Origin of the sequence: Gandjariella thermophila, assembly GCF_005405885.1 — a bacterium.
In the GTDB taxonomy this organism is placed as follows: Bacteria; Actinomycetota; Actinomycetes; order Mycobacteriales; family Pseudonocardiaceae; genus Gandjariella; species Gandjariella thermophila.
The window spans coordinates 25,154-47,710 of the sequence record NZ_BJFL01000008.1; the positions used below are offsets into that span (position 1 = coordinate 25,154).

Genomic DNA, 22,557 nt, shown 5'->3' on the forward strand with positions numbered 1-22,557 from the left:
CCGGTCTCAGGTCTCCGAAGACTCGGCGAGGTCGACGGCGCGGCGCATGGTCTCCCGGGCGCGGCGGCGGTCCCCGGCGATGTCGTAGGCGTGCGCCAGCCGGAACCAGGCGCGCCAGTCCTCGGGAGCGGCCTCCACCTCGGCTCTGCGCTCGGCGAACCACTGCTCCGCGGCGTCCCGCCGAACCCGGCCGGAGGGCATCCGCGGCAGGTGCGAGGTGTCCGGCAGGCCGCCCTCGTCGGCCAGCCGGCGGGCCAGCCGGTCGGTGCGCACGCCGAACCGCCAGGTGGCGACCACGATCCAGGCGCCGATCAGCGGCAGCACCAGCACGGCGATGCCGAGCCCGATGCCCACCACGGTGCCGGCGCCGATCAGGGTGACCGCGCGCTGGGCGAGTAGCACGAAGTAGACCACCAGCGCCGCGGTCAGCAGCAGGGCGACGTTGCGGGCCCGCACCGCCGGCTACACCCCGAGCACGTGTTCCAGGCCCACGGTGAGGCCGGGGCGGTCCAGCACCGAGCGGACCGCGAGCAGCACGCCCGGCATGAACGACTTCCGGTCCAGCGAGTCGTGCCGGATGGTCAGCGTCTCCCCCTCGGTGCCGAACAGCACCTCCTGGTGCGCGACCAGCCCGGACAGCCGGACCGAGTGCACCCGCACGTCGTCCACCTCCGCGCCGCGGGCGCCGTCCAGCGCCTTGGTGGTGGCGTCCGGGGCGGGACCGAGGCCGGCGGCCGCGCGGGCCCGGGCCACCCGCCGCGCGGTGTGCGCGGCCGTGCCGGACGGCGCGTCCGCCTTGCGCGGGTGGTGCAGCTCGATGACCTCCACCGACTCGTAGTACGGCGCGGCCAGCTCGGCGAACTTCATGGACAGCACCGCGCCGATGGCGAAGTTCGGCGCGATCAGCACGCCCAGCTCGGGCTTGTGCGCGAGCCACTCGCGGACCGTGGCCAGCCGGTCCTCGTCGAAGCCGCTGGTGCCGACCACGCAGTGGATGCCCTGGTCGACGCAGAACCGGACGTTGTCCATCACCACGTCGGGGTGGGTGAAGTCGACGACCACCTCGGCGCCGGCGTCAGCGACGTTGAACAGCCAATCACCGGCGTCGACCATGGCGACGACCTCCATGTCGCCCTGCGCCTCGACCGCCCGGCACACCTCGGCGCCCATCCGGCCGCGGGCCCCGAACACGCCGACCCGGATCGGGTCGTCCTCGGAACGCACCTGGCCCCCTGGCTGGGCGGCTGCCGTCACGTGATCTCCTTGGTCAGCTCGGCGGGCAGTTCGTCCGGATGAGCGTACGGGCCGGTGACCGCGACGGCGACGGGGCGTCGGAGCAACTGCCCGGCCAGCACCGCGACCTGCTCCTCGCTGACCGCGTCGATGCGCGCGAGGACCTGCTCCACGGTCAGGTGGTCGCCGTAGTTCAGCTCGTCCTTGCCGATCCGGGACATCCGCGAGCCGGTGTCCTCCAAGCCGAGCACCAGGTTGCCGCGTAGCTGTCCCTTGCCCCTGGCCACCTCCGCCGCGGATAGGCCGTGCCGCGCCACGTCGGCGAGCACACCGCGCACCACCTCGGTCACCTCACCCAGCCGGTCCGGGTGGCAGCCGGCGTACACGGACAGGCTGCCCGTGTCGGAGTAGCTGCCCACCGAGGAGTACACCTGGTAGGCCAGCCCGCGCCGCTCGCGCACCTCCTGGAACAGCCGCGAGCTCATCCCGCCGCCGAGCGCGGCATTGAGCACGCCGAGCGCGAACCGCCGCTCGTCATGCCGGTCCAGCCCGCGCACGCCGAGCATCAGGTGGGCCTGCTCGGTGTCGTCGGTGTGCAACAGCAGCCCGCCGGCCGCGGGGACCTCGGCGTGCCCCCGCCGCGGCGGGGCCGGCCTCGCCTCGCCGCTCAACCGTTCGCCCAGGGCGCGCTGCACCAGGCGCACCACGTGCTCGTGCTCGACGTTGCCCGCGACCGCGACGACCATCCTCGGCAGCGCGTACCGGCCACGGTAGAACGCGTACAGCGCGGACCTGGTCATTCCGCTGATGGACGCCTCGGTGCCGAGCACCGACCGGCCGACCGGATGGTCGCCGAGCAGTGCGGCGCAGAAGTTGTCGTGCAGCAGATCCTCGGGATCGTCGTCGCGCATGGCGATCTCGTCGAGCACCACCCCGCGCTCGACCTCCACGTCCCGCTCGGACAGCAGCGCGTCGAAAACCACATCGCACACCAGGTCCACGGCCAGCGCCAGGTCGGTGTCCAGCACGTGCGCGTAGTAGCAGGTGTGCTCCTTCGCGGTGAACGCGTTCAACTCGCCGCCGACCGCGTCCACCTCCTCGGCGATCTGCGTGGCGCTGCGCCGGGACGTGCCCTTGAACAGCAGGTGTTCCAGGAAGTGCGCGGCACCCACCACGGGCGGCTGCTCGTCCCGGGAACCCACGCCGACCCAGATGCCGACCGACGCGGAGCGGACGCCCGGCACGTACTCGGTGACCACCCGCAGGCCACCGGTGAGCACGGTGCGGCGCACCGAGCAGCCGTCCTCGGTGCGCTCCAGCAGCCGCGTGCTGCCCGGCGGCTGCAGGTGGCCGAACCGCTCCTCGTCGTGACGTGCACGGCCGCGGGCGCTCGCCGCGCCCGCGGCCGTGTCCGGATCGCGCAGGGTCACCGCCGCGAGGACCCCTTGTCCGAACGGGACTCCGACCGCTGGTGGGACCGGTGCTCCGAGCGGGACCGGGTGCGGTGCTCGGGGCGATGCTCCTCGCCCGAGGCACCGGTGGGACCCGACTCGGCCGCCTTCTCACCGGCCGGCTCGTCGTCCTTGACCGGCACCAGGCTGATCTTGCCGCGAGCGTCGATGTCGGCGATCTCCACGCGGAGCTTGTCGCCGACCTTGACCACGTCCTCGACCTTGCCGATGCGCTTGCCGTTGCCCAGCTTGGAGATGTGCACCAGGCCGTCCTTGCCGGGCAGCAGGGACACGAACGCGCCGAACGCGGCGGTCTTCACCACGGTGCCGAGGAACCGCTCGCCCACCTTGGGTAGCTGCGGGTTGGCGATGGCGTTGATCTTGTCGATGGCCGCCTGGGCGGACGGGCCGTCCACCGCGCCCACGTAGATCGTGCCGTCGTCCTCGATGGTGATGTCCGCGCCGGTGTCCTCGGTGATCGAGTTGATCATCTTGCCCTTGGGGCCGATCACCTCGCCGATCTTGTCCACCGGGATGCTGATCGAGGTGACCCGAGGCGCGTACGGGCTCATCTCGTCCGGCCGGTCGATGGCCTCGCTCATCACCTCGAGCACGGTCAGCCGGGCGTCGCGGGCCTGCCGCAGCGCCTGGGCCAGCACCTCGGACGGGATGCCGTCCAGCTTGGTGTCCAGCTGCAGCGCGGTGACGAACTCCCTGGTGCCGGCGACCTTGAAGTCCATGTCGCCGAAGGCGTCCTCGGCGCCGAGGATGTCGGTCAGCGCCACGTACCGGGTCTGGCCGTCGACCTCGTCGGAGACCAGGCCCATGGCGATGCCGGACACCGGGGCTTTCAGCGGCACGCCGGCGTTGAGCAGCGACATGGTGGACGCGCACACCGAGCCCATCGAGGTGGAGCCGTTGGAGCCCAGCGCCTCGGAGACCTGCCGGATCGCGTAGGGGAACTCCTCGCGGGTGGGCAGCACCGGCACCAGCGCCCGCTCGGCCAGCGCGCCGTGCCCGATCTCCCGGCGCTTCGGCGAGCCGACCCGGCCGGTCTCGCCGGTGGAGAACGGCGGGAAGTTGTAGTGGTGCATGTAGCGCTTGGTGGTCTCCGGCGCCAGCGTGTCCAGCGTCTGCTCCATGCGGAGCATGTTCAGCGTGGTCACGCCGAGGATCTGGGTCTCACCGCGCTCGAACAGCGCCGAGCCGTGCGCCCGGGGCACCACCGCCACCTCGGCGGACAGCCGGCGGATGTCGGTGACGCCCCGGCCGTCGATGCGCACGCCGTCACGCAGCACCCGCTGCCGGACCAGCTTCTTGGTCAGCGAGCGGAACGCGGCACCGAGTTCCTTCTCCCTGCCCTCGAACTCCTCGCCAACCCGCTCCAGGCAGAGCTGCTTCACCTCGTCGATGCGCAGCTCCCGCTCCTGCTTGCCGGCGATGGTCAGCGCCTGCGCCAGCTCCTCGCGCACCGCGCGCTCCACCGCGTCGTAGGTGTCCTGCTCGTAGGCGGGGAACAGCGGGAACTCCGCGGTCTCCTTGGCCGCCACGTCGGCCAGCTTCTGCTGGGCCTGGCAGAGCACCTGGATGAACGGCTTGGCCGCCTCCAGGCCGGCGGCGACGACCTCCTCGGTCGGCGCCTGCGCGCCGCCGGCGACCAGCGGGATGGTCTGCTCGGTGGCCTCAGCCTCCACCATCATGATCGCCACGTCGCTGTCACTGCCTCCGGGGCCGGCGGGCCCGGCAACGATGCGCCCGGCGACCACCATGTCGAACACAGCCCGCTCGAGCTGCTCGACCGTGGGGAAGGCGACCCACTGGCTGTGCCCGTCCTCCTGGCAGATCAGCGCCATCCGCACGCCGCCGATCGGGCCGGAGAAGGGCAGGCCGGCGAGCTGGGTGGACGCCGAGGCGGCGTTGATGGCCAGCACGTCATAGAGGTCATGCGGGTGCAGGCTCATCACGGTGACCACGATCTGGACCTCGTTCCGCAGACCGTCCACGAAGGACGGGCGGAGCGGGCGGTCGATCAGCCGGCAGGCCAGGATCGCGTCGGTGGACGGGCGGCCCTCACGGCGGAAGAACGAGCCGGGGATGCGCCCGGCCGCGTACATCCGCTCCTCCACGTCCACGGTCAGCGGGAAGAAGTCGAAATGCTCCTTCGGGTGCTTGGACGCGGTGGTCGCGGACAGCAGCATGGTGTCGTCGTCGAGGTAGGCGACGACGCTGCCGGCGGCCTGGCGGGCCAGCCGGCCGGTCTCGAAGCGGACGGTGCGGGTGCCGAACGTGCCGTTGTCAATGACCGCGGTCGCCTCGGCGACGTCGCTATTGACCTCGTTGTTGACCTCGATCTCGGTCACGGATACTCCTCGTACATCGGGCCGCAGCGCTTTCCCCGCACGGGGTCGCGGTCCGGGACGAGGCCGGTCTTCGATCGAAGCCCCCGGGTACCCGGCGGCCCGGTCGCTCGCGCTCGCGAGCTCCGAGGCCGCCCTGGCCGAACCCGGGAACCACTACCGAGGACCGGCGAACTGGTCCCCCGCGCGGCGCGCTGGCCTGGTTGTCGCGTTCCCTGTCGCGTTGTTCCCGCGCCGGTGGCGCGGTTATGCCGAGGGGGAGCGACCAGCCGGAGCGTCGCTCGCGAATGCCGAGCGTCGGCACGGTCACTCCCCCTCGGAGCTTGTCACCGGCGCAGGCCGAGCCGCTGGATCAGCGACCGGTAGCGCTCGATGTCTCCCTTGGCGAGATAGTTGAGCAGCCGGCGGCGGCGGCCGACCATCAGCAACAGTCCTCGGCGGGAGTGGTGGTCGTGCTTGTGCACCTTGAGGTGCTCGGTCAGGTCGCTGATCCGCTTGGTCAGCAGGGCGACCTGAGCCTCCGGCGAGCCGGTGTCCTTCTCGTGGACGCCGTACTCGGCAAGGATGGACTTCTTCTGTGCGGTGGTCAGCGCCACTCAGTACCTCTTTCATTCGCACGGTGCCGTGTGGCCCCGATCACAGATCGGGGTAGTCAGTACCGGCCGCCACGGACCGCAGCCGGACCCGTTAACCGAGGGTAGCAGGTGCACTGCGGGGCCGTGGCGCACCAGGTGTCACGCGCCCCGGGCCACGTCCAGGGCGACGTGAGCCAGGTCGGTGTAACGGGGGCCGCCGGGCCGTAGCTCGCTTCGGACCAGCACCAACTCACCCGGGGTCCACCACGGTCCGGTGTAGTCGGCGAGCAGTGCGCGCAGCGCCGCACGGTCCGGCCGGCCGGCGGACCAGCGGGCCACCGTCAGGTGGGGCCTGAACTCGCGCGGGTCGTTGCCGGCGGCTTGGGCCACCCGGCGCAGCGCCCGCCGGCTGTCCTCGTCGGCGGTGCGCACGCCCACCCACAGCACGCCGGAGAACGTGCCGCAGGCGGCCAGCCGAAGGGTGGGTGCGGGCAACCCGCGGGCCCGCCGGCGCAGCTTGGCCGCCCGCCGGTCCGGGTCGTCCTCGCCGTGGAACTTCATGGTGAGGTGCCAGCGCTCGGGCGGGATCCACCGGGCCCCGGCCGGTAGCTGCTCGCGGACCTCCGCCACCGCGGCGGCCAGGTGGGCCACCACGTCCTCGGGCAGCGCGAGCGCCGTGAACAGGCGGGCCATCAGTACCTGTTCCGGAACGCGCGCCGCGATCGTGCCGCCGGGGAGCGACCGCGACACGCCACCCCGGTGGTGCCCGACCAGGCGCCCCGCCCCCGCGATCGCGGGGCTTCGCCCCGGCGCGTTCCCATACTCGTCATCGCAGGTCCGTCCAGCTCAGTGCTTGTTCCGGAACGCGCGCCGCGATCGCGTCGCCGGGGAGCGACCGCGACACGCCACCCCGGTGGTGCCCGACCAGGCGCCCCGCCCCCGCGATCGCGAGGCTTCGCCCCGGCGCGTTCCCATACTGGTCATCGCAGGGTCGGTCCGGTTCCGGAACAGGCGGTCAGGAGGATGCCGTCGAAGCTAGGTTGCCCGGGCGGCCCGGCGGAGCAACTCGGCGAGCGTGCCGAACTCGTTCTCCGCCAGCAACGCGGCGGCCTCCATCAACTCGGTGGTGCCGGCGATGCCGCGCAGGAAGCCGATCGCGGCCCGCTCCGCGTGCCCGTCGTTGACCGGCAGCGACTCGTGGCTCACCGTGGGTTTGGCGTCCCGCACGTCATCCAGCGCGCGCCGTAACGCGGCCGGGTCACCGGAGGCCACCTCAGGGGTGAGCACCTTGCGCTCCAGCATGATCATCCGAGCCAGCACGGCCGGGTTGCCGATCTTGGCCCGCCGGCCGCTCATCACCTGGCTGAGCATGGGCGCGCTGATACCCAGCACCTCAGCCAGGTGCGCCTGGGACACGTTGAACGCGACCACCAGGCGACGCACTCGATCCCCGAGCGGTTCGCCGTACCACTCCCGCTGCAGGGCGAGATTCCGCTGGACGATCTTGTGCTCCTCCACCTTCGCCCTCTCCCACTCCCCGATTCCCCAGATCGGTCGTGGTCATCCTGCCATCGAGGGGCGCTCGTCCGGGCCGGAACCGGGTAACGTCGTCCCTTTTGACTCCGCGTGCGGGGTGCTCGGTGTCTGTTCCGCGGCCGCACCCTGGCGCGTCGCCGTGCTCGTCAGGGCGGGTTGGGCCGGTTCGGGACAGGCTGTCAGCCATCCAGCGCGCGCCGCGTCGCGGCCACGTCCCGGTCGATCTGCTCGACCAGCGCGTCCACCGAGTCGAACCGCTCCATGTCCCGCAGCCTGGTGACGAAGTCGAGGGCCACTCGCTCGCCGTAGAAGTCCTCGGCCACGTCCAGCACGAACGCCTCCACCCGGCGCTCCCGGCCGGAGAAGGTGGGGTTGGTGCCGACCGAGACGGCGGCGGCCAGGGTGCGCTCCCTGCCGCCGGTGCGGTGCACGAAGTGGCAGGCGTAGATGCCGTCCGCCGGCACCGCGGCATGGCGCGGCGTGGACAGGTTCGCCGTGGGGTAGCCGAGTTCGCGGCCGCGCCCGTCGCCGCGCACCACGATGCCCTCCAGCCGGTGCGGCCGGCCCAGCGCGGACGCCGCGGACACCACGTCGCCGGCGTCGATGCACGCCCTGATGTAGGTGGAGGAGTAGGTGACCAGCTCCTCCCGGTCGTCCACCGGCTCCTTCGTGGAGACCAGCTCGGCGCCCTCGGTGACGAAGCCGAAACGGTGCCCGAGCTGGCGCAGCAGCTCGACGTTGCCGGCCGCGCGGTGGCCGAAGGTGAAGTTCTCGCCCACCACGACGGCGGCCACGTGCAGCCGTTCCACCAGGATCTCGTGCACGAACTCGTCGGCGGGCATGCGGGACAGCTCCACGGTGAACGGCAGCACGCAGAACACGTCCACGCCCAACTGCTCGACCAGCTCGGCCCGCCGGCGCAGGGTGGTGAGCTGGGCCGGGTGGCTGCCCGGCCGCACCACCTCGGCGGGGTGTGGATCGAAGGTCACCAGCACGCAGGGCAGGCCGCGGTGCTCGGCCAGCCGCACCGCCTGGGAGATCAGCGCCTGGTGGCCGCGGTGCACGCCGTCGAAAACGCCGATGGTCACCACGCACCGGCCCCAGCCACCGGGAAGGTTGTCCAGTCCCCGCCACCGCTGCACGCCGGCCAGCCTACGTCCCGACCGGTCACCGGCACGGTGAGGGACGCGTCACCCGGCGGGCAGCAGCACCACCACCGGCCTGGCGCGGGGGCCGTCGTCCACGGCGAGGGCTACGGCATGGCCGTCCGGGGCGAACACGCCGTAGGTGCCGGGAATGCCGGCCGCGCGCAGCCGCTGCCCGTGGGCCAGCGCGGCGGCCTCGGCCGGTGCCACGTCGCGGCGGGGGAACGCCACGGCCACCGCCTCGTCCATGTCCAGCGACAGCGACGGCCGCGCCTGCAGCGCCTCCAGGGTGCGCGCGTGCCGGAGGTCGAACGGGCCAACCCGGGTGCGGCGCAGCGCGGCGAGATGCCCGCCGACGCCGAGCGCCGCGCCCAAGTCGCGGGCGAGCGCCCGGACGTAGGTACCGGAGGAGCACTCCACCATCACGTCCAGTTCGGTGGCGCGCTCCACGCGGCGCAGCGCCAGCAGGTCGAAGCGGTGCACGACCACCGGGCGCGGGGCCAGTTCGACGGCCTCGCCGGCGCGCACCCGCGCGTAGGCCCGCTTGCCCTCCACCTTGACCGCGCTGACCGCGCTGGGCACCTGCTGGATCTCCCCGGTGAGCGCGACGATCTCCGCGCGCACCGCCTCCTCGTCCACTGTGGACGCGTCTGCCTCGGTGAGTACCTCGCCCTCGGCGTCGTCGGTGGTGGTGGCCGAGCCGAGCCGGATGGTGGCCAGGTAGGCCTTGCTGTCCAGGGCGAGGTGCCCGAGCAGTTTGGTCGCGCGTTCCACGCCGAGCACGAGGACGCCGGTGGCCATCGGGTCGAGCGTGCCGGCGTGGCCGATCTTGCGGGTGCCCATGATCCGCCGCGCCCTGGCCACCACGTCGTGCGAGGTCATCCCCGGCGCCTTGTCGACGACGAGCAGCCCGGGCGGGACGGCGGGCCGGGACGAGCGCTTCGACGGGGAGGAACGGGACACGGCCGCACATCCTGCCGCACCCGGAACCCGCCGGCGCGACACGGGTCGCACCGCCGCGGCCGGCTCAGGCGGCCGGTTGCAGTTCCCGGGCCGGCTCGTCCGGAGTCGCGTCCCACCGGGTGCGGCGAAGGTGCACCGGCACCGCCTCGCCGCGCGCCTCGGCGGCGAACACCGCGGCACGGGCCCGCCGCCACCACACCGCGACCCGGCAGGTGCCGACCAGCAGCACGGCGGCCACCGACAGCAGCGCCATTCGGAACCCGGCCGCCGGTGCCCAGGCGTCCACCAGGCCGAGCAGCACGCCGACGCCGAGCGAGGCGACGGTGGTGGCGACGAACCCACCGACGTTGGCCACCCCGGTCGCGGTACCCACCCGGTGTATCGGGTTGTAGTCCCTGGCCAGGGCGAACGCGATGGCCGACACCGGACCGCCGAGCGAGAGCAGGGCGAAGGCGCACACGATCACCGCGGCCGGCACCCGGCCACCCGGCCAGCCCAGCAGCACCGCCCACGTGGTGATCGCGGTGGCCAGGAACCCGACGACCAGAGGCATGCGCAGTTCCGGCCGCCGCCCGGTGAGCGAGCCGACCACCGGGTTGCCGACGATCTGCCCGATCACCAGCACGCCGAGCACGGTGCTCGCCAGGCGGGGGCTGAATCCCTGGGCGCGAACCAGGTAGGGAAGTCCCCACAGCAGGCCGAGCACCGTGGGCGTGGACATGGTGGAGAAGTGCACCCAGAAGCCGAGCCGGGTGCCGGGCACCCGCCAGGCCTGGTGCACCTGGCGCAGCACGGCGCGGAGCGGCACCGGCGTCTTCGCGGGCACGGGGACACCGGCCGGCACGTCCCGCAGCCGGGTGCCGGCGAGCGTGGCATAGCCGAGGGTGGCCGCGCCGACCGCGACGAACGTCCAGGTCCAGCCGAGCCCATCGAGCGCGAGGGTGAGCGGCACGGTGGAGATCAGGTTGCCCGCCGCGCCCAGCGCGGTGGTGAGCGAGACGACCATCGGGTAGCGCCACGCCGGGAAGTGCGCGGCGACCAGCCGCAGCACGCTCACGAAGGTCAGCGCGTCGCCGAAGCCGACCACGGCGCGCGCGACCAGGCCGAGCGGGTAGGAGTGGGCGACCGCGAAGAGCAGTTGCCCGCTGCCCAGCAGCAGCGCGGCGGCGGTGAGCATGCGGCGCGGCCCGAACCGGTCCACCAGCAGTCCGGTCGGCACCTGCATGGCCGCGTAAACGCCGACCTGCAGCACGGTGAAGACGCCCAGTGCGGCGGGACCCACGCCGAAGCGAGCCGCGGCCGCGAGGCCGGCCACGCCGAGCGAGGTTCGGTGGAACACCGCCGCCAGGTAGACGGCCACAGCGATCGTCCAGACCAGCCACGCCTGCCGGGTGGCTCGCTCGACGGGCACGAAGATCCTCCTTGGACGGGTCGGAAGCGGGCGGCCACTGGGACCATCGGTGCGATACCTGGATCGGTTAACCGATTACACGGTGAGCTTCGCCATATGGCCGCCCGCGGCGCCGCCGTCCGGACGCCTGGCTCGCCGCCGCGCCTCGCTACTCCGAACGGGTCATTTCGCGTGGCCGCCGCGGCGTGGAGCACGCCGGCACCACCAGCGACCTCCCCCGGTCGGTGGGGAAGGCGGAAAGAACCGGCCCACCGTGCGTAGAGGAATCACGTGTCCGGGTGCCACCTACCCGGGCCGGGCCGGTTTTTCGAGGCGCCGGCCGTATTCCCGGCACCGCCGAAACCGCGGAGTATGCCGGTTTTTTCGGGCGATTCAGGCGGTGCCCGACCCGGTCCGGTGACCGATGCGCGCTCTTGGTGAACGCCGGGACCGGCGCGATAACCCGTTCGAGGGTGCACGAATCGTCAATGTCCTTCTTTTTTCAACTACCATTGCGGCGCCGGTTGCCGCCCCATAGCGTCGAAGAGGCCATGCGGCCACCGGGAAACCCGAACAGTGATATTTCCGCCGAGCCCGGTTCGGCCGGCACGCACCACGCGGGTGGTGCGGCACGGGCCAGGACCGCCGGGGACGCGGCGGCGGTGCTGGACCGCCGCCGCGCCGAACCCGCCCCGCCTGGCGCTGGCCCGGCCGAACCGGCGAACGGCACCCGGCTACGCCGCCGTCGCGGCGTGGGGCAACGCCGCGACGGCGGTGGGCTCGGGCGCGCGGGTCAGCCGGCGCCCACCAGGCGGCCGGCGAGTTGGGCGCGTGCGCGGGCCGGGATCGCCGGGGCGAACCGGGCCAGATACGCGTCCAGGCTGCCGTCGGAGTCGAGCAGGAACGGCAGGTCGGCGGCGAGCATGCGGCGGATGGCCAGCAGCGGGACCGGCGCGCGCAGCGGCCGGAAGTCCGGGTTCCACAGGCCGGGCGCCTCGCAGGTCGGGTGGAACTGCCCGATCATCAGCCCGCTGGCCACGAAATCCGGCTTGGCTTGCCGCTGCAGGTCATCCAGCGGTGTGGCGTCCTCGGGGTCGAATTCCGGGAGCAGCAGGAGAAAGGTGAGCAGTTGACGCTCGTTCTCCGCAAGCGTGCCGGCCAGTTCCTCGTAGTGCCGGCGTAACTCCTGGACGCGGGCGCCGATCTCGGCGATCCCACGCACCCCGCGCAGCACGGTGAGATAGAACAGGTTCCGCTGCTGGGACGGTTTCGTGTAGGGGCAGACGGGGCCGGTGCGGCCGAGTTCCGGGTGACCGGGAACCAGGAACTCCCGGCTCCACCGGACGATCTCGGTCAGCAGTGGGAGGTCACTGGCCGGCACGGTGCCGTGGTCCACGTCGCGTACCGACCAGAGTCGCGGTGTGCCGTTTTCACGCATGGGTTGGCCACTTCTTTCGATTTCTCTGGGGTTCAGCGGGTGGCCCCGGCCGGCCGCCACAGCGGGCGCAGCGAAGGGCCGCCGGGAATCCGGATGTCCCCGCCGATCGGGGCGAAGCCGTGGCCGCGGGCCACCGCCTCGCCGCCGGGTGAGCTGGCCTCCGCATACGCGGCCAGCCCGGCCCGGTCGCAGTCGTCGAGGATGTGCCGGGCGACGCGGCCGAGGCTGCCGTGGCCCTGGCGCTCCGGGGCGACGCCGCCGAAGGCCAGGTAGAAATGCGGTCCGAGGTGCCGGGGATGGTGCTCCTCCTGCAGCCGGACGATGGTGAGCAGTGCGTCGGCGTACTCGCCGGCGACCTCGCCCAGCCGCGCGGTGAAGTCCGCCGGCGGCGCGGCGTCCGGCGGCAGGCCCAGCACCACGGCGTCCAGGTCGGCGGTGGTGAACGCGCCGCCCGCGGTCACGGAGAGGTCGAAGAACAACCGGAAGAACGCAGGCACGATCTCCCGCCTGCGGTCCACGCTGGGAAACGCCCAGCGCATCGGGGCGTCGTCGAAGAAGGCGGCGGTCAGCACGCCAACCAGCGGTTCGGCGTCGCCCGGCCGGGCCGGGCGGACGAGCAGCGAGGAATCACGGGGCGGCAACGGAAACTCCCTGGTGCGCCAGTTCAGTCACTTTGGTGTGCAGCCGGGGCAGGTAGTCGTTGAACTCGGGTTTGATCAGCACGCTGCGCAGTACCCGGGCACCGTCGGCGTCCGCGACCACATCCGGATGGCGGGCCAGGAAGGCGTTGGCGTCCGCGCGGAGCACGCTGAGGAAGACCGGATCCTGGGCGTCGGCCATGCCCCGGGCGAGCATCCGCGCCGAGGCCGCGTCGATCGCGCCGAGCGTGCCGGCCTGCGGGAAGTACGTGACGATGTCCAGGTCCGGTTGCTGGTACAGGGTCAGTTCCGGAGCGGCCCGGATCAGTTCCGCCCAGCGCAGGGCGGCACGCCGGCTGGCGGAGAGGACCGCGCCCAGACCGTCCGGGGTGAGCGGCAGCACCCGCAGCGTCAGCCACAGTGCGGCGGCCGCCGCGCCGGCCCGGGAGCACTCCAGGCTGATCTCGCCGAGGTGCACGCCGGCCGGGGTGAAGTAGGTGTACGGCGAGTCGTGCCGGTAGAACCGCGCGACCGACGGATCGGCGAACAGCACCGCGCCGCAGCCGTAGGGCTGCAGGCCGTGCTTGTGCGGGTCGACGGCGACCGAGTCGCACCGGCCGATCGCCCGCCACGGCGCCGGGTCGAGCCCCTCGGCGCCACGGCTGCCCAGGATGGCGTAGAAGCCCCCGTAGGCGGCGTCCACGTGCAGCCGCACCCCGTAGCGCTCGCGCAGCACCAGGGCGTCGTGCACCGGGTCGACCGCGCCCAGCCCGGTGGTGCCGGCGGTGAGCACCACGGTGCCGACCGCGCCGGTCCGCAGCAGCGCCTCGAGGGCGTCGAGGTCCATCCGGCCGCGGGCGTCCACCGGCACCTCGTGGCCCCGCACGCCGAGCAGGTGGCACATCCTGCGGTGGGTGAAGTGGCTGTCCGCGCTGTAGGCGATGCCCCGGTCCGGGTGCGCCTCCCTGGCCACGAACAGCGCCTCGAGGTTGGCCATGGTGCCGCTGGTGGTGAGGTGGCCGAGGTGGTCGGGCAGGCCGAACATGCCGGCGATGGCCGCGACGGCCTCGCGCTCCATGTCCGCGGTGGCCGGACCGCCCTCCCTGGCGTGGTTGTTCGGGTTGACAAGCATCGCGGCGAGGTAGCCGACGACCGCGGCCGGGTGCGGCGGCTTGACCATCTGGCCGGCGTAGCGCGGGTGGAAGAACGGGTAGTTGTCCCGCATCCGCGCGGCGAACTCCGCGAAGGCGGCGGCGAAGCGCTCGTCGCTGACCTGGTGCGAGGGGTGGGGCGGGACGGGTCCGAACGGCCGTGCCCAGTCGTCGAAGCCCTCGACCGCTCGCCCCAGCCAGGATAAGAGATCCACAATGGCTCCACTGTCGATCGTGCAACGGACTCGTCTCAACATCGAGACTTTAGTTATTCTGTTTTGAGACGATCTCGTCTCAACTATGCTGTGGCGGTGCCTCAGCGTCAAGCCGCCGATGAGTCGCTGCTGCGGGCGACCGCGGATGCGATCGTGAAGTGGGGCGTGACCGGCGTCACCCTGGAACGGATCGCCGCCGAGGCCGGTATGTCCCGGGCGACGATCTACCGGCGCGGCGTGTCCTGCGAGCAACTGGTGGACGCCCTGGTCACCCGGATGCGGCAGGGTTTCCGCGACGCGGTGTGGCCGGCGCTGACCGCCCCGGGCACCGCCGCCGACCGGCTGCGGGCCGCGCTGGACGGGCTGTGGCAGCTCGCCGAGGAATACCTGGCCCTGATGGCCAACATGTTCACCGCGGACGACGAGGAGTTGCACCGGGAGGCCGCGGACGGTCTGGTGGTGGACGTGTTCGCGGAACCCTTCGAGCGGCTGCTGCGGGACGGCGCCGCGGACGGCACGCTGCGTGACCTGTCGCCCACGGTCACCGCGACCGCGTTGCTCAGCACCGCCGGCTGGGGGTACATCCACCTGCGCGCGCACCACGGGTGGAGCCCGGAACGGACCCGTGCCGCCGTGCTGGACCTGCTCCTGCGCGGGGTGCTCGCCGAGCCGGCGGGGTAACCGCGCGGCGGCGCCTACCGCGCGTTCCGCGCGGGGTCAGCGCACCGCGCCGAGCACGGCCCAGTGGCCGGAACGGGTCCGGCCGACCACCGCGACCAGCCGCAGCAGCATGAACGCGGCCAGCCCCGTCCAGATGCCGAGCAGACCCCAGCCGAACGCCAGCGACGCCCAGATCAGCGGCAGGAAGCCGCAGCCCGCGGCGGTCAGGGTGGCGGTGCGCAGGAAGGCCGCGTCGCCCGCGCCGAGCAGCACGCCGTCCAGGGCGAACACCACCCCGGCCACCGGTTGCAGCGCGACGAAGAACCACCAGGCGTGCGGGATCTCGGCGAGCACCCCGGCGTCGGTGGTGAACGCCCTGGGCAGCAGCCTGGCCAGCGCGGCGAACAGCACTCCGAGCCCGACGCCCAGGCCGAGGCCGTAGCCGGTGACCTGCCAGGCCACGCCCCGGGCGCGGCGCTCGTCCCCGCCGCCAAGGGCGGCACCGACCAGCGACTGCGCCGCGATAGCCAGCGAGTCCAGCACGAGCGCGAGGAACGACCACAACTGCAGCACGACCTGATGCGCGGCCACCGCGTCGGTGGACGTGCGGGCCGCCACCGAGGCGGCCGAGACGAAGCAGGCCTGGAAGCCGAGGCTACGCAGCACCAGGTCACGGCCCAGCCCGAGTTGGGCGCGCATGCTGGCGGGCACCGGTCGCAGCGGCACCCGCTCCACCAGCAGCGCCCGCAGGAACAGGCCGGCGGCCACGGTCTGGGCGACCACGTTGGCCACCGCCGACCCGGCCAGCCCCCAGTGCAGCCCGAACACCAGCACCGGGTTGAGCGCGGCGGACAGCCCGTTGCCGGCGAGCACGTAACGCAGCGGCCGTACGGTGTCCTGCACGCCGCGCATCCAGCCATTGCCGGCCATGGCGACCAGCACCAGCGGCGCGCCGAGCAGGCTGATCCGCAGCCAGCTCACCGCCGCGGCGGCCACCGCGCCGCTGCCGGCCAGCGCGCCGGCCAGCGGAGCAGCGAGCAGTTCGCCGAGCACCAGTACCCCCAGCCCGACGGCCAGCCCCAGCCAGGTGGCCTGCACTCCCTCGGCAACCGCCTCCGCCCGCCGGCCGGCGCCGTGCAACCGGGCGGTGCGCGCCGTGGTGCCGTAGGAGAGGAAGGTGAGCTGGGTGGAGACCTGGGTGAGGATCACGCCGCCGAGCGCGAGGCCGGCCAGCGGCAGCGCCCCCAGGTGCCCGACCACGGCGGTGTCCACCAGCACGTACAGCGGTTCGGCCGCGAGCACGCCGAGCGCGGGCACGGCCAGGCCGAGCACCCGCCGCGCGGAGACCCGCTCGGTCGTGTCCATGCACCCTCCCCCCGGTAATGACCGCTCGCTCAGTACGCTCCTGACAGGGTAGGGTAAGGACCGGATATGGACAACGCCGATTACTTGGACGTGGCGCTGCGGCTGGCCAACAGCGACCTGGCCGACCTGGAAACGCTGCGCGCGGCGCTGCACGACGAGCCGTGGTGGGCCGGCCGCGCGGGCGAGGCCGACCTGGCGGTACTGCGCGAGGTCGCCGGCGGGCTGCGCCGCGCGCTCGCCGCCGCGGTGTCCGGGGCCGCCGACGCCGTGCTGCGCGAGATCAACGCGCTGCTCGCGGCGCACCCGCCGCGGCCCCGGCTGTCCGCGGGGCACCAGCCGGCCGGTGCGGCGCCGAACTGGCACGTGCACGTCGCGGACGTGGACGCGCCGCCGGCGCGGGAGGTGGCCGCCGCGGCGGCGTGGGGGCTGGCCCAGGGCATCGTGCGGCACGGCACGTCCCGCTGGGGCCGGTGCGCGGCGGAGGGGTGCGCCGCCTTCTTCCTCGACACCTCGACCAACCGGGCCAGGCGGTTCTGCTCGGCGCGCTGCGCGAACCGCATGCACGTGGCCGCGTTCCGCGCCCGCCGCCGCCCGACCTGATCTCGCCGTGGCCGCTTCGTGTGCCCCTTCCCCCGGGGCGGCAACGGCGATCCTGCCACGTCTCGCCCGGGTGCCGGTGCCGATCGGGCACCCGCCGGTCAGCTCGCCAGCGGCTCCACGGTGACCCCGACGGCTTCGTAAGTAGCAGTGGCCCGCTGGTCGAGGCTCATCAGGGTGGCTTGGTGCTCGGCTGCGGTGAAGGCGATCAAGGCATCGTAGGCCGGGCCGCCGAGAATCTGGCCGGCTGCCACCGTGGCAAGGAACTCCTGGTAGCCCGTCTCGGAGAGGGTGAGGAATAGCTCGGTGAACCGTTCGGTGACGAAGGCGTGCACGATCGACGGCTGCGCACGGTGCGGAGGTGGCAGGCGGGTCAGGACGGAGTAGGCCTCGACCGCCGCGTGCGCGACCAGACGTGGCCGGGTTGCCAGGGCCTTCCGAGCGACCGCATGGTGCTCGTGCCAGCTCGCGAAGGCGGCGATGACGACGCTGGAATCAGCCGCCCTCATCGCCGCGTGCGCTCCAGCGTGTCTCGCACCATGTCGGCGGTCAGCACGGGCATGTCGGTATCGGCGACGGCAACCACCCCTTCGCCGTCGTCGACCAGCCGCATCGGTGTGGGCGCCGGGACGATCTCGATTCGCCCGTCACGCTCCATGATCTCCAGAGGCTGGCCCGCCGTCAGGCCGAGCGTGTCCCGCAACGCTTTGGGAATGACAACGCGCCCGGCAGCGTCGATGGCAGTCCTCATGCCAGAAATCTACCACCAACCCGGTCGTGCACCCGGTATCCAGGTGCCGGGCATCGGTCTAGAGCAGCGGGGCGTGGTCCAGGGCGGTACGCAGGGCGGCGAGCACGTCGGCGGCGGTGCCTTCCGCGGTGAAGCCGGCGGCGAGCCGGTGTCCCCCGCCGCCCAGCGCTTCCGCCGCGGCCCGCACGTCCAGCCGGCTCACCGCGCGCAGCGACACCGACCAGCGCTCCGGCCCGATCTCCTTGAGCACCGCGGCCACCTCCGCCTCTGCGGTGGACCGCACCACGTCGATCACGCTGTCCACCTCCTGGCTGCCCAGCCCGTCGGCGTCGGCGGCGCGCACTACCGCGTGCACCAGGCCGAGACCGCGCGCCGCGTGCGGGTCCAGCTCGGCGCGGGCGAGCACGACGGACAGCATGCGCAGCCAGCCGAACGGGTGGGTGTCCATCAGCGGCCGCACGGTGGCGGCGGCGTCCACCCCGGCGGACAGCAACCGGGCGGCCACCCGGTGCGCCTCCGGGCCGGCATGCCGGAAGGCGCGGGTGTCGGTGACCAGCCCGGCGTACAGGCAGCGGGCGGTCGCCGCGTCCAGCGGCACGCCCAGCGCGTCCACCAGCCGCAGCGCGAGCAGCGCGGTGGCCTCGACGTGCTCGTCCACCACGTGCTGGGTGCCGTACCGGGTGTTGGACGCGTGGTGGTCCACCACGATCACCTCGCCGCCGGCGGCGACGGTGGCGGCCACCCGGTCGCCCAGCGAGCCCAGCCGGTCGACGCTGCCGGTGTCCAGGGCGACCAGCACCGGCGGCGCCTCGGGCACCGCGGCGGCCGGCACCAGCAGCCCGGCCACGTCCAGCGCGCGCAGCGCCTCCGGCGCGTCACCGGGATCGCCGAAGGACACCCGCACGCGCACCCCGCGCCGGTGCAGCGCAAGGCCCAGGGCGAGCGCGCTGCCCAGCGCGTCCGCGTCCGGGTTGACGTGCGCCAGCAGCGTGACCTCGGGCGCGGCAGCCAGCGTCGCGGCCGCCCGGCGCACCGCGTCGGCCAGCGGACCGCCCGCGCGGCGCGGTTCAGCGGCGTCGACCGCCGCCTCGGGGACGCGGGCGTCGGCGGGATCGCTGACCGCCGGCACGGGGGAACGTGCGTCGGCGGGCGGCTCGGTACCCGGCATGCTCACCAGGGCACCCTAGTGCGCACCGGGACGAGCACTGTCATGCACCTCGGGCGGCGCCGCCGTCCTCGTCATCCTCGTCGGCGTCCCGCGGCGCCCGGTACGGGTCGGCCTCGCCGGCCGGCTGGGCCGCCGAGGCGATCCGGGCCACCTCGGCGTCCGCCTCCCGCGCGCGGGCCAGCAACTCGTCGATGCGCTGCGCGCTGGCCGGCACGCTGTCCGGCACGAACGTCAGGGTCGGGGTGAACCGCACCCCGGTGCGCTGCCCGACCAGGGTGCGCAGCACGCCCTTAGCCCCCTCCAGCGCGGACGCGGCACCCGCGGTGTCGGGTTCGGCGTCCAGGCTGTCGCCGAGCACCGTGTAGTACACGGTGGCGTCCCGCAGGTCGGCGGTGATCCTGGCGTCGGTGATGGTGACCTTCGCCAGCCGGGGGTCCTTCACCTCGTGTTCCAGCGCGGACGCGACGATCTGCGCGATGCGCTTGGCGAGCCTGCGGGCGCGGGCCGGATCGACCACGGCGCTCCTCCTCGTTCGAATATGGGTGGTTAGTCCTCCGGGCCGAACAGGCGGTGCCGGGCGGACAGCAGCTCCAGCTCGGGGCGTGCGGCGACCAGCCGCTCGCAGGCGTCGAGCAGGGTGGTGACGTGGGACGCCTCGGCGGCCACCGCGGCGATCCCGATCAGCGCGCGCCGGTGCAGGTCCAGGTGGCCGGCCTCGGCCACGGTGACCTCGAACCGGCGCCGCAGCTCGGCGATCACCGGCCGTACCGCGGAGCGCTTCTGCTTGAGCGAGCGGACGTCCCCGAGCAGCACGTCCAGCTCCAGGGAACCGACGAACACGGTCCTCCCCTCCCGGCGCGGCCCCGGGGCCGGTCGCGCGACCGGCCCCGGAAACCGCACGGGAATCAGCTGCGCGGCTTCTCGCGCATCTCGTAGGTCTCGATGATGTCGTCGACCTTGAGGTCGTTGTACGAACCCAGGGTGAGACCGCACTCGAAACCTTCGCGGACCTCGGTGACGTCGTCCTTGAACCGCCGCAGCGACGACACCGGCAGGTTCTCCGCGATCACCGCGTTGTCCCGCAGCAGCCGAGCCCTGGCGTTCCGCCGGATCTCGCCGGAGAGCACCATGCAACCCGCGATGGTGCCGACCTTGGAGGAGCGGAACAGGTCGCGGACCTCGGCCCGGCCGAGCTGCACCTCCTCGTACACCGGCTTGAGCATGCCCTTGAGGGCCTGCTCGATCTCCTCGATCGCCTGGTAGATCACCGAGTAGTAGCGGATCTCCACGCCCTCGCGGTTGGCCATCTCGGTGGCCTTGCGCTCGGCCCGCACGTTGAAGCCGAGCACGATGGTGTTCTCCGCGGTGGCCAGGTTGATGTCGCTCTCGGTGATGGCACCGACGCCGCGGTGGATCACCCGCAGCTCGACCTCGTCACCCACCTCGATCTTCATCAGCGAGTTCTCGAGCGCCTCGACGGTACCCGAGTTGTCGCCCTTGATGATCAGGTTGAGCTGCCTGGTCTCCTTCAGCGCCGAGTCCAGGTCCTCCAGGCTGATCCGCTTGCGGCGGGTCGCCTGCTGCGCGTTGCGCTCGCGGGCCTGGCGACGGTCGGCGATCTGCCGGGCGATCCGGTCCTCATCCACGACGAGGAAGTTGTCGCCCGCGCCCGGCACCGAGGTGAACCCGATGACCTGTACCGGCCGCGACGGCAGCGCCTCGGTGACGTCCTCGCCGTGCTCGTCGACCATCCGCCGGACCCGCCCGTACGCCTCGCCGGCGACGATCGAGTCGCCGATGCGCAGCGTGCCGCGCTGCACCAGCACGGTGGCCACCGGACCACGGCCGCGGTCCAGGTGCGCCTCGATCGCCACGCCCTGCGCCGGCATGTCCGGGTTGGCCCGAAGGTCGAGCGCGGCGTCCGCGGTCAGCAGGATCGCCTCGAGCAGCTGGTCGATGTTGGTGCCCTGCTTGGCCGAGATGTCGACGAACATGGTCTCGCCGCCGTACTCCTCGGCGACCAGGCCGTACTCGGTGAGCTGCTGACGGATCTTGGCGGGGTTCGCCCCCTCCTTGTCGATCTTGTTGACCGCGACCACGATCGGCACGTTGGCCGCCTGGGCGTGGTTGATCGCCTCCACCGTCTGCGGCATCACGCCGTCGTCGGCCGCCACCACCAGCACGGCGATGTCGGTCGACTTGGCACCGCGGGCACGCATGGCGGTGAACGCCTCGTGACCCGGGGTGTCGATGAAGGTGATCAGCCGCTCCTGGCCCTCCAGCGTCGTCGGCACCTGGTAGGCACCGATGTGCTGGGTGATGCCGCCGGCCTCGCGCTCGTGCACGTTGGTCTTGCGGATCGTGTCCAGCAGCCGGGTCTTACCGTGGTCGACGTGACCCATGACGGTCACCACCGGCGGCCGGGCCACGAGGTTCTCCTCGCCGCCCTCGTTCTCGCCGTAGGTGATGTCGAAGGCCTCGAGCAGCTCGCGGTCCTCGTCCTCGGGGCTGACCACCTGGACGCGGTAGTTCATCTCCGAGCCGAGCAGCTCCAGCACCTCGTCGGAGACCGACTGCGTCGCGGTGACCATCTCGCCCAGGTGGAACAGCACCTGGACCAGGGACGCCGGGTTGGCGTTGATCTTCTCCGCGAAGTCGCTCAGCGACGCGCCGCGCGGCAGCCGGATCGTCTCGCCGTTGCCCTTGGGCAGGCGGACGCCGCCGACGCTGGGCGCCTGCATGTTGTCGAACTCCTGGCGCTTCTGCCGCTTCGACTTGCGGCCCTTGCGCGCCGGGCCACCCGGCCGGCCGAAGGCGCCCGCGGCGCCACCGCGGCCACCGCCACCGGGACGGCCACGGAAGCCGCCGCCGGCCGGAGCCGGCGCGCCGCCGCCACCGCCACCGCGGAAGCCACCGCCACCGCCGCCACCGGGACGGCCACCGCCACCACCGCCACCGCGGAAGCCACCGCCACCGCCGCCACCGGGACGGCCACCACCGCCGGGACGACCACCGCCGCCACCGGGGCGACCGCCGCCGCCCGCGGGCCGGGACGGCCGCGGCGGCATCATGCCCGGGTTCGGCCGGGGCGGCATCATGCCCGGGTTCGGCCGCGGACCCGACGGCGCGGAACCGCCGCCGCGCTGCCCGCTCGGCCGGCCCTCGCCGTGCCGCTCCCGGCCCTCACCGTGCCGGCCCTCGCCAGGGCGCCCCTCAGTGGAGCGGCCGCCACCGGGGCCGCCGGACGGCCGGGACGGCGTGGGACGCGCGGCCGGCGCGTTGGAGCCGACCCCATACGGGTTGTTGCCGATCCGCGGGGCGCGCGGACCGGGCTTGGGCGCCTGCGGCTTGGGCGGCACCACGCCGGGACCCGGCTTCGGCGCCTGCTGGCGCTGCGACTGGTCGGCGCGCGCCGCCGGACGCTGCCGGTCCTGCTGCTGCGGGACCTGGCGTTGCACGGGTTCGCTCGCGGCCGGGCGCTGTGCGGCCGGGGTCTCGGTCTTCGGACCGGGCTTCGGGCCCGGCCTGGGACCCGGCTTCGCGCCCTGGGCCGGCGCGGCCGGCCGCTCGCCGGTCGCCGGGCCGGGCTTGGTCTGGGTCTCGCCCGCCGCGCGGGCCGAGGGCGCCGCGTCCTGAGTCTGCCCACCCCGGCGTCCGGACGGGCCGGAACGGCCGGCCTTGCCGTTGCCGCGACCGTCCGGACGGTCGGCCTGCTTGACGAACGACTCGCGCAGCCGCCGCGCCACCGGTGCCTCCACCGTGGACGAGGCGGACTTCACGTACTCGCCCATGTCGGCGAGCTTGCTCAAGACCTGCTTGCTGGTTACGCCGAGCTCCTTCGCGAGCTCGTGCACGCGGGCTTTGCCTGCCACTGCTCTCCTCATCTGGTGAGGCCGGGCGGGCAGTCCCGCTCGACCTCGTCCT

At 73.3% G+C, this 22,557-nt stretch carries 22 protein-coding genes; 2 read left to right on the forward strand and 20 right to left on the reverse strand.

Features of this window, described 5'->3' with window-relative positions; genetic code table 11:
* Nucleotides 1-6: 6 nt before the first annotated feature.
* The 13 genes from FFT21_RS10565 to FFT21_RS10625 all read right to left on the reverse strand — a co-directional run bounded on the left by FFT21_RS10565 (nucleotide 7) and on the right by FFT21_RS10625 (nucleotide 14,092).
* Nucleotides 7-456 carry a hypothetical protein gene (locus FFT21_RS10565; protein ID WP_137813633.1) on the reverse strand — a complete coding sequence of 150 codons (450 nt, stop codon included), beginning with the start codon at nucleotides 454-456 and terminating at the stop codon, nucleotides 7-9.
* Nucleotides 457-462: 6 nt separating this feature from the next.
* A complete protein-coding gene (gene dapB / locus FFT21_RS10570; protein ID WP_225978285.1) occupies nucleotides 463-1,254 on the reverse strand; it encodes a 4-hydroxy-tetrahydrodipicolinate reductase in 792 nt (263 codons plus the stop codon).
* Nucleotides 1,251-2,555 carry a M16 family metallopeptidase gene (locus FFT21_RS10575; RefSeq protein WP_137813763.1) on the reverse strand — a complete coding sequence of 435 codons (1,305 nt, stop codon included), beginning with the start codon at nucleotides 2,553-2,555 and terminating at the stop codon, nucleotides 1,251-1,253. Before FFT21_RS10575 ends, dapB begins: the two co-directional genes overlap by 4 nt.
* Before the next feature lie 104 nt (nucleotides 2,556-2,659).
* Nucleotides 2,660-5,044, reverse strand: a complete 2,385-nt coding sequence (locus FFT21_RS10580) for a polyribonucleotide nucleotidyltransferase (protein WP_137813634.1) — start codon at nucleotides 5,042-5,044, stop codon at nucleotides 2,660-2,662.
* Nucleotides 5,045-5,367: 323 nt separating this feature from the next.
* Nucleotides 5,368-5,637: a 30S ribosomal protein S15 gene (gene rpsO / locus FFT21_RS10585; RefSeq protein WP_137813635.1), complete on the reverse strand. Its 270-nt coding sequence runs from the start codon at nucleotides 5,635-5,637 to the stop codon at nucleotides 5,368-5,370.
* A 138-nt stretch (nucleotides 5,638-5,775) separates the two neighbouring features.
* Complete coding sequence (gene thpR, locus FFT21_RS10590) at nucleotides 5,776-6,366, reverse strand: RNA 2',3'-cyclic phosphodiesterase (RefSeq protein WP_225978286.1); 591 nt, start codon at nucleotides 6,364-6,366, stop codon at nucleotides 5,776-5,778.
* Nucleotides 6,367-6,651: 285 nt separating this feature from the next.
* Entirely contained in the window at nucleotides 6,652-7,134 is a 483-nt protein-coding gene (locus tag FFT21_RS10595) for a helix-turn-helix domain-containing protein (RefSeq protein WP_137813636.1), read from the reverse strand.
* A 197-nt stretch (nucleotides 7,135-7,331) separates the two neighbouring features.
* On the reverse strand, nucleotides 7,332-8,294 hold the full coding sequence (locus tag FFT21_RS10600) for a bifunctional riboflavin kinase/FAD synthetase (RefSeq protein WP_137813637.1): 963 nt from the start codon (nucleotides 8,292-8,294) through the stop codon (nucleotides 7,332-7,334).
* A 48-nt stretch (nucleotides 8,295-8,342) separates the two neighbouring features.
* Nucleotides 8,343-9,260, reverse strand: a complete 918-nt coding sequence (truB, locus tag FFT21_RS10605) for a tRNA pseudouridine(55) synthase TruB (RefSeq protein ID WP_137813638.1) — start codon at nucleotides 9,258-9,260, stop codon at nucleotides 8,343-8,345.
* Nucleotides 9,261-9,324: 64 nt separating this feature from the next.
* Nucleotides 9,325-10,671 carry an MFS transporter gene (locus FFT21_RS10610; RefSeq protein WP_137813639.1) on the reverse strand — a complete coding sequence of 449 codons (1,347 nt, stop codon included), beginning with the start codon at nucleotides 10,669-10,671 and terminating at the stop codon, nucleotides 9,325-9,327.
* Between the two features lie 772 nt (nucleotides 10,672-11,443).
* Complete coding sequence (locus FFT21_RS10615) at nucleotides 11,444-12,088, reverse strand: DUF6875 domain-containing protein (protein WP_137813640.1); 645 nt, start codon at nucleotides 12,086-12,088, stop codon at nucleotides 11,444-11,446.
* 32 nt (nucleotides 12,089-12,120) lie between these two features.
* The gene (locus tag FFT21_RS10620) at nucleotides 12,121-12,729 is read right to left on the reverse strand and encodes a hypothetical protein (protein ID WP_137813641.1); all 609 of its coding nucleotides are present in this window, start codon (nucleotides 12,727-12,729) and stop codon (nucleotides 12,121-12,123) included.
* Complete coding sequence (locus FFT21_RS10625; protein WP_192909472.1) at nucleotides 12,716-14,092, reverse strand: pyridoxal phosphate-dependent decarboxylase family protein; 1,377 nt, start codon at nucleotides 14,090-14,092, stop codon at nucleotides 12,716-12,718. The genes FFT21_RS10620 and FFT21_RS10625 overlap by 14 nt, the downstream gene beginning before the upstream one ends.
* Before the next feature lie 96 nt (nucleotides 14,093-14,188).
* Between FFT21_RS10625 and FFT21_RS10630 the strand changes: the two genes are divergently transcribed.
* Nucleotides 14,189-14,773, forward strand: a complete 585-nt coding sequence (locus FFT21_RS10630) for a TetR/AcrR family transcriptional regulator (protein WP_225978287.1) — start codon at nucleotides 14,189-14,191, stop codon at nucleotides 14,771-14,773.
* 36 nt (nucleotides 14,774-14,809) lie between these two features.
* Here the strand turns inward: FFT21_RS10630 and FFT21_RS10635 are convergent, their stop codons facing one another.
* Entirely contained in the window at nucleotides 14,810-16,117 is a 1,308-nt protein-coding gene (locus FFT21_RS10635) for an MATE family efflux transporter (RefSeq protein WP_137813644.1), read from the reverse strand.
* A 66-nt stretch (nucleotides 16,118-16,183) separates the two neighbouring features.
* Between FFT21_RS10635 and FFT21_RS10640 the strand changes: the two genes are divergently transcribed.
* Nucleotides 16,184-16,717: a CGNR zinc finger domain-containing protein gene (locus FFT21_RS10640; RefSeq protein ID WP_137813645.1), complete on the forward strand. Its 534-nt coding sequence runs from the start codon at nucleotides 16,184-16,186 to the stop codon at nucleotides 16,715-16,717.
* A gap of 98 nt (nucleotides 16,718-16,815) precedes the next feature.
* On the opposite strand, the gene FFT21_RS10645 is transcribed toward FFT21_RS10640, so the two are convergent.
* From FFT21_RS10645 to infB, 6 genes are all read right to left on the reverse strand, one after another.
* The gene (locus tag FFT21_RS10645) at nucleotides 16,816-17,223 is read right to left on the reverse strand and encodes a type II toxin-antitoxin system VapC family toxin (protein ID WP_137813646.1); all 408 of its coding nucleotides are present in this window, start codon (nucleotides 17,221-17,223) and stop codon (nucleotides 16,816-16,818) included.
* Nucleotides 17,220-17,465: an AbrB/MazE/SpoVT family DNA-binding domain-containing protein gene (locus FFT21_RS10650; RefSeq protein ID WP_137813647.1), complete on the reverse strand. Its 246-nt coding sequence runs from the start codon at nucleotides 17,463-17,465 to the stop codon at nucleotides 17,220-17,222. The genes FFT21_RS10645 and FFT21_RS10650 overlap by 4 nt, the downstream gene beginning before the upstream one ends.
* A 58-nt stretch (nucleotides 17,466-17,523) precedes the next feature.
* On the reverse strand, nucleotides 17,524-18,639 hold the full coding sequence (locus tag FFT21_RS10655) for a DHH family phosphoesterase (RefSeq protein WP_225978288.1): 1,116 nt from the start codon (nucleotides 18,637-18,639) through the stop codon (nucleotides 17,524-17,526).
* A gap of 34 nt (nucleotides 18,640-18,673) precedes the next feature.
* Nucleotides 18,674-19,150 carry a 30S ribosome-binding factor RbfA gene (rbfA, locus tag FFT21_RS10660; RefSeq protein ID WP_137813648.1) on the reverse strand — a complete coding sequence of 159 codons (477 nt, stop codon included), beginning with the start codon at nucleotides 19,148-19,150 and terminating at the stop codon, nucleotides 18,674-18,676.
* A gap of 29 nt (nucleotides 19,151-19,179) precedes the next feature.
* Nucleotides 19,180-19,473 carry a DUF503 domain-containing protein gene (locus FFT21_RS10665; protein WP_137813649.1) on the reverse strand — a complete coding sequence of 98 codons (294 nt, stop codon included), beginning with the start codon at nucleotides 19,471-19,473 and terminating at the stop codon, nucleotides 19,180-19,182.
* 65 nt (nucleotides 19,474-19,538) lie between these two features.
* Nucleotides 19,539-22,505: a translation initiation factor IF-2 gene (gene infB, locus FFT21_RS10670; protein WP_137813650.1), complete on the reverse strand. Its 2,967-nt coding sequence runs from the start codon at nucleotides 22,503-22,505 to the stop codon at nucleotides 19,539-19,541.
* Nucleotides 22,506-22,557: the final 52 nt, after the last annotated feature.

Coding starts and splice junctions, on each gene's coding strand:
- FFT21_RS10615 (WP_137813640.1), bottom strand. CDS start 12,088: ATGCGTGAAAACGGCACACCGCGACTCTGGTCGGTACGCGACGTGGAC.
- FFT21_RS10635 (WP_137813644.1), bottom strand. CDS start 16,117: ATGGACACGACCGAGCGGGTCTCCGCGCGGCGGGTGCTCGGCCTGGCC.
- FFT21_RS10640 (WP_137813645.1), top strand. CDS start 16,184: ATGGACAACGCCGATTACTTGGACGTGGCGCTGCGGCTGGCCAACAGC.
- FFT21_RS10645 (WP_137813646.1), bottom strand. CDS start 17,223: ATGAGGGCGGCTGATTCCAGCGTCGTCATCGCCGCCTTCGCGAGCTGG.
- FFT21_RS10650 (WP_137813647.1), bottom strand. CDS start 17,465: ATGAGGACTGCCATCGACGCTGCCGGGCGCGTTGTCATTCCCAAAGCG.